General features: G+C 40.1%; 10 protein-coding genes. 7 read left to right on the top strand and 3 right to left on the bottom strand.

All coding sequences use genetic code 11. The features are described 5' to 3' along the window. Positions 1-4: 4 nt before the first annotated feature. The 6 genes from ACE1ET_RS14550 to ACE1ET_RS14525 all read left to right on the top strand — a co-directional run bounded on the left by ACE1ET_RS14550 (position 5) and on the right by ACE1ET_RS14525 (position 8592). Positions 5-1609, top strand: a complete 1605-nt coding sequence (locus ACE1ET_RS14550; RefSeq protein ID WP_375729150.1) for a RagB/SusD family nutrient uptake outer membrane protein — start codon at positions 5-7, stop codon at positions 1607-1609. A gap of 39 nt (positions 1610-1648) precedes the next feature. After that, positions 1649-2581: a LamG-like jellyroll fold domain-containing protein gene (locus ACE1ET_RS14545; RefSeq protein ID WP_375729149.1), complete on the top strand. Its 933-nt coding sequence runs from the start codon at positions 1649-1651 to the stop codon at positions 2579-2581. Positions 2582-2652: 71 nt separating this feature from the next. After that, positions 2653-3744 carry a glycoside hydrolase 5 family protein gene (locus tag ACE1ET_RS14540; protein ID WP_375729148.1) on the top strand — a complete coding sequence of 364 codons (1092 nt, stop codon included), beginning with the start codon at positions 2653-2655 and terminating at the stop codon, positions 3742-3744. A gap of 1 nt (position 3745) precedes the next feature. Continuing rightward, a complete protein-coding gene (locus ACE1ET_RS14535) occupies positions 3746-4789 on the top strand; it encodes a glycoside hydrolase family 43 protein (RefSeq protein ID WP_375729147.1) in 1044 nt (347 codons plus the stop codon). 6 nt (positions 4790-4795) lie between these two features. Then, positions 4796-5845: a glycoside hydrolase family 43 protein gene (locus ACE1ET_RS14530; protein WP_375729146.1), complete on the top strand. Its 1050-nt coding sequence runs from the start codon at positions 4796-4798 to the stop codon at positions 5843-5845. Between the two features lie 29 nt (positions 5846-5874). Beyond that, positions 5875-8592 (top strand): family 43 glycosylhydrolase, encoded by a 2718-nt coding sequence (locus ACE1ET_RS14525; protein ID WP_375729145.1) that lies wholly within the window; start codon positions 5875-5877, stop codon positions 8590-8592. Between the two features lie 140 nt (positions 8593-8732). On the opposite strand, the gene ACE1ET_RS14520 is transcribed toward ACE1ET_RS14525, so the two are convergent. From ACE1ET_RS14520 to ACE1ET_RS14510, 3 genes are all read right to left on the bottom strand, one after another. After that, complete coding sequence (locus tag ACE1ET_RS14520; protein WP_375729144.1) at positions 8733-9761, bottom strand: endonuclease I family protein; 1029 nt, start codon at positions 9759-9761, stop codon at positions 8733-8735. 1 nt (position 9762) lies between these two features. Next, complete coding sequence (locus ACE1ET_RS14515) at positions 9763-11484, bottom strand: DUF5689 domain-containing protein (protein ID WP_375729143.1); 1722 nt, start codon at positions 11482-11484, stop codon at positions 9763-9765. 74 nt (positions 11485-11558) lie between these two features. Further along, complete coding sequence (locus ACE1ET_RS14510) at positions 11559-14303, bottom strand: hypothetical protein (RefSeq protein ID WP_375729142.1); 2745 nt, start codon at positions 14301-14303, stop codon at positions 11559-11561. Positions 14304-14444: 141 nt separating this feature from the next. Between ACE1ET_RS14510 and ACE1ET_RS14505 the strand changes: the two genes are divergently transcribed. Next, positions 14445-15485 (top strand): endonuclease/exonuclease/phosphatase family protein, encoded by a 1041-nt coding sequence (locus ACE1ET_RS14505; protein WP_375729141.1) that lies wholly within the window; start codon positions 14445-14447, stop codon positions 15483-15485. Positions 15486-15735: the final 250 nt, after the last annotated feature.

Below are 15735 nucleotides of genomic sequence, written 5' to 3'. Positions count from 1 at the left end.
AACGATGAAAAATAAAATCTCAATACTCATTTTTTTAGCCGCATTACTCATTTCCTGTAATGAAGATTATCTGAGCATCGATGATCCAAACTTTCCTACAGCCGCTTCCTTCTGGGAAAATGTTGATGATGCAGATAAAGGATTAACCGCGACTTATAGTCAGTTTACCCGTCCGGGAAACTGGGGAAGGTGGATCTACTTCCGTTACGACCTGACTTCTGACGAGGGTTACAGTAACAGTCCCTGGGTGACCCTGGCTGACTGGACAAGGTTTATATACACCGATTATAATTTTATACAGGGTGGATCACTGATGTATAAATCCCATTATAAGCAGATTTTCGAAGCCAATCAGGTGATTGCAAATGTGCCTGATATTGAGGCGAATGATGCCGAAGAAGAACAGCGACTGAAACAAATTGTAGCACAGGCAAAATTTATCCGCGCGTTTGACTACTTCAACCTTGCCATCATGTTTGGAAAAGCGGAAATCGTACTTCAGCCCTCCAGTGCCGGTGATACTTACGATGAAGCTAACACAGATACGCTATACGCAATTATTATCCGGGACCTGAATGATGCCATTGCTGATCTACCAGCAGAATGGGGCGAAGCAGATAAGGGACGTGTTACAAAAGGAGCCGCTTATGCGTTGCTGGGTAAAACCTACATGCAGATGCATGAATGGCAAAACGCCAAAGATGCATTTGATTGGCTGGTTGAAGGCGATGGTAAAGGTTACTACGGTTTAATGGATAACTACTTTGACAATTTCACCCATTATAAAGAAAATAACAAAGAGTCTGTGTTTGAGATTCAGTTTTCGGATGCCAGCCAACGTGAAATGGACCGGAATAACGGTTCCATGATTGATGATGATCTACCGAATATGTCACTTGGAAATACCCGCTCACAATTTTTTGCACCCGTAGGATGGCGCGACGGACAACCACGTTCGTGGCTGGTTGATGAATACAAAAAAGAACCAACCAAAGACAATACCGTAAACGGAACAACCATTGACGACAGATTACGTGTCAGCATCATTTATGAAGAGATATTTGATGATTTTCCCAACGAAACACTGTTTGCCGGAACAATAGACAAATATCCGCGTGCCTGGCGAAGAAACATATTCTTCAGAAAGTATGGAGATGATTATTTTAAAGCAGCAACAGATTATTATTCACCCATAAACTACCGGGTCATCAGATACGCCGACGTATTGCTTTGCTATGCAGAATGCCTTGCCAATCTGAACCAGTTATCACTGGCAATTCCTTATGTGGATATGGTAAGAGAACGCCCCAGTACCAATCTTTCAAAACTGGCAGACAGTCCTGTAACAGAAATTGCAGCGAGTGTAACATCCAAAGAGCTGTTCTTAAAACGATTACAAATGGAACGTGCCCTCGAACTCTCGCTGGAGTCGGTCAGGTGGATTGACATTAAACGCTGGGGATTACTGGACACACAGGAAGGTATTGATGAACTGGCATCCAGGGATCCTGATTTTGAAAACTTTGTAATAGGCAAACACAATGTGTTACCATTACCACAATACGAGGTTGACAACAATGATAAACTTTCTCAAAACGATAACTATTGATTTTTACAAAACTGTATTTATTAACTAAAATTTATTATCATGAAAAAAAATGTACTTCTTTTCGCATTTATTTTGCTGATGGGACAATTGGCAACAGCTCAGGATTATCACTGGCCTTTAAAAACAGATCTTAGCGATGTAGCCGGAGGTTTAGATGGTACTAACCACGGTGTAACCTTTGTGGATGATGCTGTAAAAGGTCCTGTTGCCTATTTTGACGGAGACTCTTATGCTAACTTACCGGGATTCGTAAACGGATTAACCGAAATTACAATATCCATGTGGTTCCGTATGGATGAGTTAAGAGTATGGTCACGTATTTATTCATTTGGTCACGGAGATCAAACCGAACCGAAAGATGTTTTGATGGTTATCCCAACATCAGGTGCATTGGATCCGGATACACAGGATAACATGTACCGTTTCACACTTTCTGTACCGGATGATACCTGGTATGACCTGGACTTCTTCCACGATGAAGTTGCTATAGAATTAGACACATGGTATCTTTCTACGGTTGTTTTAAAACCGGATTCAATCATTATTTATCATAACGACGAACAGATATTTGCTGAATCAGGATTTCCAAGAGCTTTCGGAACAATTGAAGATACAGAAAATGCCTTAGGAAAAAGTTTCTGGCCTGATCTTTTATGGAAAGGAGCTCTCAGTGATTTACAGGTGTGGAAAAGAGGATTAAGTAAAAGCGAAGTTATGGATATTTATAACGGCACTTCTACTGCCGTAAAACATACTCAGTCTAACAACATTAACATTTACAGTGTGAACAAACAAATTCGCATTGATACAAATCCAGGCGCTAATGTTGCGGTTTACAATATTGCAGGTGCATTAATTGCCCAAAAGCCGGCTGAAGAAATCCAGAAGATGACGTTCAGAAGCGGTGTTTACCTGGTTCAGGTAGAAACAGCCGATAAGCAAAAATTCACCGAAAAATTATTAATTAAATAAAGATTTAACGAACGCCGGTTTCCTTTTCAATAGTAAAAGGAACCGGCGTTTACTTCTAAAACTTTATCATTATGCAAAACCGATTCTGGCTACTGAATTTAGCCTTTCTGATAATATTTTCTGCATGCAAACCCGGTAATTCTGAAAATAACGATTCCGACGTGGCTGCTTTAAATAAGAGATGGAGCGTTGAACAGGCTCAAAAATGGAGTGAAGAACATCAGTGGCTGTGCGGAGCAAATTTCACTCCAAGCAGCGCTATTAACCAGCTTGAAATGTGGCAGGCAGAATCTTTTGATCCTGAAACAATTGACAGGGAACTTGGTTATGCAGAGTCAATTGGTATGAACTGTATGCGGGTTTACCTGCACCATCTGGCCTGGGAAACAGATAAAGACGGGTTTAAGGACCGAATGAAGAAATACCTTGCAATTGCAGACAGCCATGGTATAAAAACCATATTTGTTTTTTTCGATGACTGCTGGAATCCTGTATATAAAGCAGGTAAACAACCTGAACCGAAGTTAGGAATCCATAACTCAGGATGGGTGCGTGATCCGGGGAACCTTATCTTTCTCGATGAGAACCTTATGAGTGAACTAAAAACCTATGTTGTAGATGTATTATCAACGTTTAAAAATGATCCAAGAATAGCGATTTGGGACCTATATAATGAACCTGGTAATAACAGATTGAATTTGAGCTCGATGCCGCTTTTAAGGAACGTATTCAGATGGGGCTGGGAAGTCAGGCCATCGCAACCACTTTCTGCAGGCGTATGGAATAACAGTCTGAAAATATTAAACAAGTTCCAACTAGAGAACTCTGATATCATTACATATCATAATTACAGGGATGAAATGAACCATGCTGCAGCCATTGATTCATTAAAAAAATACAACCGTCCAATGGTATGTACAGAATATATGGCACGAACAAACGGCAGCAAATTTCAAAATATATTGCCGCTGTTAAAACAAAATAATGTGGGGGCCATTAACTGGGGACTTGTTGCAGGGAAAACAAATACGATTTATGCCTGGGATACTCCTATGCCGGATGGCTCGGAACCCAAAATATGGTTTCATGATATTTTCAGAATCGATGGTACACCCTATGATCAGGAAGAAATCGATCTGATAAAAAAAATGACAGGGAAATAAGATGATACGGATTATTAAAATATTTTCATTACAACTGTGCATTGCTTTGACATTCAGTCTAACGCTGTATGCGCAACAACCGGATCCACCGGGACAGGTTACGGAAGGAGAAGCGGTTAATACAGCCTATCTATTTGCACATATGACACATAAGGATTACGGACATCTCTACTATTCTGTAAGTCTTGATGGCTTGCATTGGCAAATGCTGAATGATGGTGACAGGGTATATGATGCCTACAGAGGGCATCCTGACATATGCAAAGGGCATGACGGCAGGTATTATTTAATGGGTAATAAAAATGATTCATCTCCTGACATCAATATTTGGGTCTCTGATGATCTTTGTACCTGGGAACCATTTTCAATTTTCACGCCGGATCTTCAAAAAACACCCGGATATGAAGAAGCACTTCCCAGAATAGGCGCACCGAAAATATTTTATGATAAAGATTCCGAAACCTATGTCATCACGTGGCATACACCTCATTTATGGGGAACCGATGGAGACCCTGAACGTTACTGGGCAAGTCAGCGAACATTATATGTTACCTCTAAAGATCTTAAAACGTTTTCAGATGTTCCACATAAACTTTTTGAGTGGAATATGGGAACTATTGATGTCATAATCAGAAAAATTGAAGATACGTATTATGCCATTTTAAAAGATGAAAGATATCCAACCCTTGAATGGGTAACAGGTAAAACCATCAGAATATCAAGTTCAGATAATCTTCTTGGTCCCTACTCCTATCCTACCGGTCCAATCAGTCCAAACTTCAGGGAAGCTCCTATGTTGATCCCGTCCCCCGATGCAAATGCATGGTATCTTTACTATGAACAATATCCCGGTGTATCATATGGATTGTCTGTCAGTAGGAATATCAACGGCCCGTGGTTTCAGGTTTCGGGATATACGTTTTTTATGGATTGGGACAAATATTCTTTACCACAAAAAGTCAGGCATGGATGCATGCTTACAATTACAAGCGAGGAATACACTAAAATAGTCACTAAATTTGGGATTGCAGAAGAAAAGGAATAAAAGATAATGAAGATAGCGGGTTGCAATTTTAAACATTTACTTAAGACATATGCTGTATGGATAACTATAGTCATTCTGGCTGTATCCTGTGCCAGCAAAAAAGATAAAACATCAGAACGGGATCAGGTATATTTTACAAATCCCATATTTGATGAAGGCCCCGATCCGTTTGTGTACCTGCATTCTGATGGATTCTACTATTGTATGGTGACCCGAGGTGACCGCTTAACGCTGTGGAAAACAAACAACTTCACGCAACTTCGTACCGCAGAATCAAAGGACATTTGGTTCCCTCCTGAAGCCGGGCCGAACTCCTGTTGTATATGGGCGCCTGAAATACATTACATAAATGATGAATGGTACGTCTATTATTCCGCCTGTGATGCTAATAATGCCGGCGATCATTCACGCTATGTTTTTGTGCTACATAATAAAAGCACTGATCCAATGGTGGACAGTTGGGAAGATCTGGGCAAAATAGATACAGAATTTCCCGGTATTGATGGCAATGTATTCCATTATAAAAATGATCTTTACTTTATGTATTCTCCCTACATTGGTAATCAGAGTGGAATTATGATTGCAAAAATGAAATCTCCTGTTGAAATAGAAACACCGGCAACCTTACTGGGACTTCCTTTGCATGACTGGGAAAAAACGGGAGACAGAGAAATTATGGAAGGTCCTCAGTTCCTTGAAGGGCCTGAAGATAAAATATTCATTATCTACTCTGCCGGGGCATGTTGGGACGACAACTACGGACTTGGACTGCTTAGCGCAGATAAAGATGCAAACCTGCTTGACTCGTCATCCTGGAGCCGCTCCGATCATCAGGTTTTTGAGCAATGTCAGGATAGCAGTGTTTTTGGTCCGGGACATAATTGCTTTACTAAGTCGCCTGACGGAAAAGATGACTGGATCGTATACCATGCGAAAGCTGCATCATCTGATCAGTGTGCAGGCAGAAGTACGAGGGCGCAGAAATTTACATGGTTCAAAGGGGAACCAAAGTTTGGCAAACCATATTCCACCAAAACGAAACTTTCTTTTCCCTGATAACAGTTCTGTAATTTATAATACTAAAAATGAGATCAATTTTTATCTATATCATAATATGCCTTAGCCTTTCTGCTTCATCTCAAACATGGAGTAATCCTTTCATCCTTGATAATCAATGGTCATTATATGGCATAGGAGATCCCTATCTGCTGAAATATAACGGGTATTATTATTTGTATAGTTCCACCCGCGATAATTCCATTGGCGTTAAAGTCTGGAAGTCAAAAAACCTTGTGGATTGGAGCTATCACGGACTGTGTGCAACAGATGCTGTTACCAAAACAGCCTATGCCCCGGAGGTCATATTTTATGAGGGAAGCTTTTACATGTACACATCACCCGGCGGTAATGGTCATTATATTCTGAAAAGTGATTCACCAACGGGAATGTTTGAAGTTGTCACCAATAACCTTGGCCATTCCATTGATGGATCTGTATTTATTGATGATGATGGATCATTGTATTTTTACCACGCCGGTGGTGACGGCATTCATGCCCATAATATGAGCTCTCCTACGATCATCGGTTCAGACATCGTATTGTCTTCCACACGAATGAATGGCTGGACAGAAGGCCCCTGTGTCATAAAAAGAAACGGGAAATATTACATGATTTACACCGGCAATCATGTCATCAGCAAAGGATACCGGATCAATGCAGCCAAAAGTACCAGACCAACATCATGGTTTAATCCCATCGATTATAATCCGGTTATTTTATCTGCGGAAGGAGACCATGTTGGTCTTGGCCATGGAAGTCTTTTTATCGGACCCGACCTTGATTCACATTACATCACCTATCACAATCTGGCAGGTGACTATGGCGTAGGCCCTTATCGCAATCTTAATTTTGACCGTGTTGCCTTTAACGGTGAGGAAATATTAGTCCTTGGTCCTACCGACACACCACAGGAAGTACCTCTAATGCCTGATTTCTTTGATTACTTTGACCAGGAAGGCATCAGTGCAAATTGGAATCTATCTGCCAATGCAAACTGGCAAATCTCGGAAAACAGTCTGCAATTACAATCAGTAGAAAGTTACACTGATGATAATTATAAAGCTTTAATTAATACTGTTCCTTCTGACGACTACACTGCTGAATTCAACTTTTCTAAAGTTCAGTCCGGTTCGACATTACAGGCAGGCATAATATTTAATTATACTGATGATGAAAACTACGGCATTGCATTACTGGAGGAAGCAGATAATCAGTTAAAAGTTAGTTTTAAAAACGGAGGAACCTGGTCTGATACCATATCAACTAAATTAACCGGCGTTGCCAATTATCTGGTCTGGCATTCCATACGGATAGAAAAGGAGACAAAGCAATTCAGATTCTTCGTCAATAACATGCTAAAGATCAGTACTGAAAATGATATTTCAAATGGAGAAATTGGATATTACTCGCAGAACGATAATGCAAAATTTGGTTACTGTGCATTTACGAATCAGATAAACGGGAACAGCATATTTGATTTTCACAAGCCCATTCCGGGAAATATAGCGGCTGTTCATTACCAAACCGAAGGTCAGGATGTAGCTTATCACGATCTTACGGATGGAAATACAAGCGGTATCAGCTATAGGAATGATGATGTGGAAACCATCAAATCAGGAGACGGAGGTTTTCTGGCTCTTGAGTCAGAGTCTGAATGGCTTACATACAAAACAATGGTTAGCACAACCGGCACCTATAATATTGGTATTAAATATGCTGCCGATGAAGAAAGCCAGTTGCGAATCTGGCGTAATAATTATGCCATCACAGATATAATTGATGTCCCGGCAACCGGAGGATTGAATAACTTTTCAAACATAAGTTTAAGCGATATACCACTGGAACAGGGTGAACAGAATCTGAAATTTGAAATCATCAAAGGTAATATTGCCTTATACTCATACGCATTCAGACTATATGATGAATTGACTCCGACAACGCTAAGCTTTGATCGTAATCTGGGGTATTCATGGAACTATGCCGATGGAACATGGTCTACAGAAGATGGTGCAGCAAAAGCTTCAGGATCATCTAAAAGAACATTGGGAAAAACGGGCTGGACCGATTATATGGTTTCAACCGATATAAAATATGTTTCCGGTATGAACGGCGGTATCATATTCAGGGTCAGTAATCCTGCACTGGGAGGCGCCGGAAATGATGCTTCGCTGGGTACGGACTTCTATCAGGGCTATTTTGTTACATTGGGAAGTAACGGAGTTACCCTGGGGAAACAGAATTACGATTATAAGACGCTTACAACCAGCCAGGGAAACTATACGACAAATCAGTGGTACAAACTTGCGGTCAATGTGTATAAAAACAACATTAAAATTTATGTGGATGATCTTACAAATCCTGTAATAGATTACACGGATAATGATCCTTTTATTTGCGGAAAAGCAGGCTTACGTACACATCAGTCGACCGTATTGTTTGATAATTTCGCCATTTCTGAAGCAAATACAATTGATACGGGATTCTCTGAACCTAAAACAGATAACGATGATCGAATAATGATTTATCCAAATCCGGCAACGCAGAAACTTTTTATAACGGCAAATAAAAAATCCGGGGTTAATATGGCATTTTTCAACTGCTACGGGGAAACGCTTATCCAACATATTGTAAATCAGTCAACTTCTTCTTTGGATATCTCCGGATTTTCCAATGGAATATATTTTTTAAAACTTGAATGGCCGGATGGGAAAATAAATACTCAAAAAATTATCATCCAGAGGTAAACTGGAACAGGACATTAGTTCAACATAATCTGAATGTTATAGCTTCTCAAAGTTGATAAAATCAAAATTGTTAATGTACAATATAGGCTGTCCTTTTTCGGACAGCCTATATTGTAGCGATTTATTTCTTTAAAATAAATTCAGTCAATAACTACTTTCGTTGCTTTAGCACCCAATTTTACAATAACCAGTACAGGAAATCCGGAGGTTGGAATATCAGCGGTCTTCCCAGCGGCTACACTGGAATTATAAATCTGTTTTCCTGCCAGATTAAAGACCTGTAACGATTTGGATTCAATGCTGTTATTTTCACATACCACGTTACCTCTTGAATAATAAACCCTGTCGGTCGATTTTTCCAACTGATCAACAGCGGCATTTTCGCCCCAGATTGCATTCACAAATTCAGGATGATCAATGAATGGATTCCGGTTATTTTGATAACTGTAGATCACATCATTCCGGTTACGTTCAAAATCGTCCGGCGGATCCTCTTCATTCCACCTCAATAAGGTACTCAACTTACCGTGATACGGCTGATTTGGCGTAATAGCAGTGATCGAAGGCACTTTGTCCACAACCTGTAAATCAGGGAACCCATCATCGCCATCGTAACGCACATCCATATAAAAAATAATCCGCGCAATATCTCCTTTCACTTCATCACGGGGCTCCCAGGTCTGATCATTCGTATAGCAATCCGTTTTATACGGTTTTGAATAACCTGCCGGGGGCGAATAATCGCTTTCCTGCCAGCCTCCTTCATCAAAATCCTTATTGGAGCGATCCTCGTTTATCGTAGCATCAGCCGGCTTCAGGTTATGCAAATCCGATCCCGGTCCGTCATCGGTACCAAAATCGCCATGCGACTTAGCCCATACATGTTCTCTGTTCCAGGTATTCCCGTAATCCCAGGTACTGCTCACACTGTATCCACCATATACTAATATGATATTACTACTTTTATTCGGATCCCTGTCCGTTTCATCCAGAATATACCGGGCATCACCATAAGTAAAAACCTTATTCCCCTTGATAATCTGATGCAGTTTACTATGCAGAGCTTCACGGTATAATCCATCAGTTCCGTCATAATAACCGGCGGGTATTTGTGCCTGAACCCAACTTAATCCTATCAGCAATACCGCCAATAAAACAATTCTTCGCATTTTAATTCGATCCGTTAACCGATACAGTACTTACTTCCCAGGTCACAGCCTCGGTTGCAGTAGATAAATATTTTAGTGCTACATAGATATTTCCGCCTGAATACGAAGTAATATCAACATTCTCTGAATCCACAAAATTCCAGTCACTACCTGCAGGTTTTGTATTAAATTCTATCAGATTCCATGTTCCCTGCTGATCCGGACTTGATGTACCATCATAATCATTCGACACTAAAACCTGACAATCACCCCATCCGTTAGTCTTAATATAATTCATGGCCTGACGAACCTGTATCGTCACGGTAGCATAACCTGCTGTATTTATAGCAGGAGAAACCAACCAGTCTTCATTAGCTCCCTGATTGTATGCATTGGCTACAGCACAACCTCCATCATAAGTTTGGTATTCCCATACTGCGGAACCAGCTACATTAAATGCCGTAAAAGCGTCTATATTTCCTGAGAATGTCTGACTGTAGATTTGTCCTTCAGGTACATAATCCGGATCAATACCGTCACCATCCATCCAATAACCGTTTACATTTTTAATACCCGGAACACCAAAATAAGCGGTCAATTCCCCTTTAACAATTACCTGTTTTTTATGATTTCCTGCATTATCAGCAAGATTCAATGCTGTACGAATATCACCAAAAGGTAGCTGTACTGGCACACAATTATTTATATCTGTCTCTTCAGGATCATCTGCAAGCAAGATGTTGGTTGTTGCTGAAAATGGTGAAGTAAAGGTTGCTGTACTTAAACTAATATCATTAATACAACCTACGATATAACCTTCAACCCAAACCGTACTGCCCTGATTATTGATAGCTTTCAACACATTGTAAGGATCGTCCTTTGTTCCGGTTCCCTGTTCTTCACCTCCACCACCTGAAGTTCCGGTATATCTTGGCTGATCAAACTGTACATCCTTAGTATCTCTGATAAATAACTGCTGATCCGCATTAAACACACCATAAACGGCAACCAGCACCCCACTTCCTTCAGGCAAAGTATCCGCTACGAACGAGGCAAAGCCACTGTTACGTAATAAAATGGTGTTATTGGTTTTATATTCAACCACTGTACGGTTTTGCGTTGTCTGTCCTACAGCATCGGCATAGGTAGCATTACCTGCCTGACCGTCTGCAAACTGTACATTTTTGATGGCTATCAACGTGTTGATATTATCATCAGATAACTGGCTGATTGCTAAAGTATCGGGTACTGGCGTTACATAATTACCTGTCAGGAAAAATACATCAGGCAACATCACCGGAGGCATCCTCACAATATTTGTAAAGCCACCTGAAGTTAAAACTGAGCTCCCCATCTGAATTACACCGGCATAATCTCCGATATAAAGTCCTTTACATTTCACAAGAACTTCAGCTCCGACAGGATATTCCAGATACAAATCATATTGATCAATCTGAAATTCAATTCCTCCGGTAGAATCCTGCAAAACCAGTTTTTTATAGAAATTTCCCGTCTCGTCACTTGAAATGACGGTTGCTTTAATTACTACATCTGTTTCAATCTGGTTGGTATCCTTATCAGCATCATACATCGCTTTCAGTTCAGCAATGGTGGTATTCGCTTCAAAATCATAATTTTTTGCAACCGGCGGCTCATCAAAATTCTCGTGAATACACGACCATGACAGTAAAGCCAGTAATGTCATGAAGATAACCTGTTTCATTTGTGTTTTATAGTTTTTCATTGTTCTAATATTTTCAGCGTCTTAAATCTTTTGTCTTTTGTCTTTTGTCTTAAATCTTACGTCTTATATCTTAATTAAAAGCTTAGGCTAACATTTAAAAAATAGTTGCGCCCGTAAGCATAGTAATATTTATTTGGATATTTATTCGGATCTTTTCCTGTATAATCAAATCTGTACTGTTCATAACCTCCCGTTACGATATTCTGATTATTAAATACATTTGAGACATTAAGGGAAGCAATCAGGTAATATTTACCCAAATACCATGATTTTCCAACAAAGACATTGGTATAATATGCATCACTGATCCTTTCTTGATCAATTATCTGATGATAGAGTGCATAATCGGCCGGATCATTCAAATTCAAGCCCTGAACCGCGTTTGTTGTTCTTCTGGCCGGATTGAAATCAAGGTAGCGGTCCGCCAGGTAATTGACATTAAATCCTGCCCACCAGTTTTTGGATCCACGATAATCCATACCCCAGGATGCAGCAGTCTGCGGTGTTCCCGGCACATAAAATCCCTTGGCATAAACTACACCTGATTCTTCTTCCACAAGTGCTGCCTGATTGTCTACATACGCCTGGATTGTAGGTCTTGAGGTATAGATATATTCACCTAAAGAAACCACTGCACTGGTTTTCAAGCCGTCTGTAATGGTATATTCAAATCCCAACTCCATGCCACGATGACGGGAATCAATACCTGTTAAAATATAATTCAGCAGGTTCTGATAAGCATCGTGATAGAAAGACACAACTTCTGTATTATCCTCGAACTTGTTGTAATATCCTGTAATCCTACCTGTGAGTGAAGGCAGACGGAAAATATATGAAGCTTCTCCACCATAAATGACCTCACTTTTCAGCCCGTCCACAATCTGATTCCGGGTTCTTGGAGAAACAAATGCATTTCTTACATATGGTGCCTGCGTCATATACATAGCATTCGCACGTAAAATATGCCGTCCGTTAATCTTGTAATCCACTCCACCATGGATACCATAATTCAGGAAACTGGAATGTTTGCTGTCTCCGTAGGAGTCATTCGGGAATAAACCTTTACGCGTATAACCGGTCCGCCAGAATTCAGTTCCTGATAACTTTGCCGAAAGGAACGCGTCAATGCTAATTGAATTATAAGCCAGCTCTCCCCAGGTTTCCCAGCTTCTTACATTAGCTGAATAATCGTGAGAGTATTTGTCGCCTACCTTAAGTAAACGGCCAGGATTATTCAGGTCGTTGTACGCAATTTGCGGATCAGGAAAATCGCGTTCCGCAAACTTGTCTATATCGTAAAAATATTCTCCACCCAATAAGTCTTCCACAACGTTGTAATGGCGACCATCGTAATACCTGTAAGTGGCTCCGGCATTTAGTTTTAAACGTTCTGAAAGCTCATGATTTAAAACCATATTGGCAGAGGCCGTATTCTTTTCGGTTACTCTGTTCTCTATGATATAACTTGAAACCAGACCAGTGAACGTTTCATCAGGATTCCCGTTTACTCCGGAAATAGTTGTTGCACGTCTGTTAATGTCGTACAAATTCTGAAAGTTAACCTGTCCCGTCACATCCGGCTGTGTTAACCAGTAAGAGCGAACAATGTTATAATTGATCTCGTTATCCTTATAATAACTCGGAAAATACCTGTAATAATCAGGTCTGGGATCTTTTCCTCTCAACCAGTTCAAAGCACTGTAACCATTTTTGGCCCATGCATAAGAAAGTACGGTAGTCAGTTTTGTTTTATCACTGATCTGCCATTTATAGTTCAGTATTCCGGTTGGCTCAAAATAGGAAGAAACCCTTGTATTTCTTTTTTCACCGTTCTGGTAGCCCCAATATGGATTATAATAGTTAGTGCCTGTCAGTTCAGCTGCTTCCTTTGTAATGGCTGAATTTCTTCCACTCCTGGAGGGAGCTGCAAATGCAGTAAATGTAATATCATGCTTGGTTCCGAACCTTTTTCCAACACTCAGGAATCCTGCATAGGCATCGTAAAATGTTCCGGGGACATATCCTTCTTCAGCCCAACGTTTAGATAAAGAAGCGGTCAGAGCCCAGTTACCTTTCAGCATACCGGTTGAATAGGTCATCATTACCCTGTTACGGTAATTTCTGTTGGCTGATGAAAGCGTAGTCTTTAGTCCCGTCCGATATAAAAACGGTGATGTATAAATATAACCTGAACCACCCAGCTGGCCGAAATCAAAATCGGAATTCGCCATTCCTCCTACGACTTCCTGGTTACGTACAGCATCATTCAAGCCGCCAAATATTCCATAGGTAGCCCGCCCGCTTTCCATATCATTAATGGGTGCGCCATTAAACCATAGGTTATAATACCTTGAGTCCAGACCACGTTCATTAAAACGCATCACTCCAAATTCATACGAACTGACTTTGTCAAAAACATCCTTTGAAGATGTAAGGATGCCACTTGCTGACTGCTGGTTATCAAGTTCATCTTCATCATCGGTTACCACAACCTGCGACAGATCCACTTTGGAAATATCAGCAAACTCATCTTTGGTTAACTCAATCAGTAAAAAATTCTCATCAGCAGGCAGAATCAGTGTTTTACGGGTATATCCCCTGGCTTCTGCATAGATAATAAGCTGTCCGGCCTGATCTGTTTTCATTTGCCAGGTTCCATCCTCTGAAGCAACAACATCGCCTACTCCATCTATTGTGATAAAGGCATAGGCAACAGGAAGCCTGCTTTCATTGTCAATAACTTTTCCCGAGATCTCCCTGTTCTGAGCTGAAAGAATTGACAGACTGAGAAATGAAAGGAATAAAAAATAAAATCTCATACGTGTGTTTAATTAGTAGTGTGTTCTAAAAAAAGAGAACTAAATTATACAATAACAACCTTTTTTCAAATTGTTTGTTTGAATCATTAAAAAAACATACGAAAATAACTATTTTTATCGCACACAAAACGAATATAAGTCATGTTTAAGATTTTAACACTTATCCTGTCTGCAGGATTTCTCTTATCTGTTCAGTCAGCTGATGCTCAAAAAAAGATTGAACGTGTTTCCATAGGTTTTTATAACCTTGAAAATCTGTTTGATACCGTAAACGACACTACCATCAATGATGAGGAGTTCCTTCCAGAAGGCGGAATGAAATGGACGGAAGAAAAGTATGAGAATAAATTAAAAAACATGGCTTATGCCATATCAAGAATAGGTGATAATGTCAAAAATGGCCATCCGGTCATTATGGGTGTCAGTGAAATAGAGAACAGAAAAGTACTTGAAGATCTCATTCATACAGCACCGTTAAGTCAGCAAAACTGGAAGATCATTCACTTCAATTCGCCTGACAGACGCGGAATTGATGTAGCACTGTTGTACCGTTCGGAATATTTCATGCCTACCAATATTCACCCCTACCCGTATCATTTAAAAGACAGACCCAATTTTAAAACAAGGGATCAGTTACTTATCAGTGGGCTTTTGCTGGATGAAAAAATTAATATCATCGTAAACCACTGGCCATCGCGTTACGGAGGAGAGCTATCCAGCCGTCCTTTGCGAGATAGTGCTGCAGTTCTTACACGGCATATATCCGACAGCATCATGAAGGATAATCCTGAAGCAAAAATCATAATTATGGGTGACCTCAATGATGATCCGATCAACGAAAGTGTGCATAAGTTTCTGAATACAACCGACAGTAAAAACCTGAAAAATGATCAACTATACAATCCTATGCTGACTTTGTTCAATAAAGGAATGGGATCTCTGGCCTACAGAGATCAGTGGAATCTGTTTGACCAAATCATTATTTCTCCGGGATTGTACAAACCCAAAGATAATTCACTGGAATTTCAGAAGGCTTTTATATATAACGAAGAATTCCTGAAACAACAGGAAGGACGCTATAAGGGTTATCCATTACGTACTCATGCAGGAGGAGCTTATCTTAATGGCTACAGCGACCACTTCCCGGTATTTATTTTGTTGAAGCGGTATGTAAAGAATTAGCTATATCTTTTTAAGAATATTGCAAAAAGAGATGTTGCTTTTGCCAAGTTTGCAAATTGTATCTCATTGTCGTTTAATTAACAGAGATTCCCTTGTTTGCGATTCCAACAACTTTGTTAGGAGCAGCGATTTCAGATCAGATAGAGATTTTTATCCTTTATCAAAAGTCGCAAAGACTTTTTTTCATTAATAAATTTCCAAGTATTTAAATCGCAATCTAACACAAAAGCCTTCTGAATGAGTTCGTTTA

Source organism: Quyinboa mangrovi (assembly GCF_042219825.1).
GTDB lineage: Bacteria > Bacteroidota > Bacteroidia > Bacteroidales > UBA5342 > JBHJHP01.
This window is presented reverse-complemented; position numbering and strand designations above follow the sequence as displayed.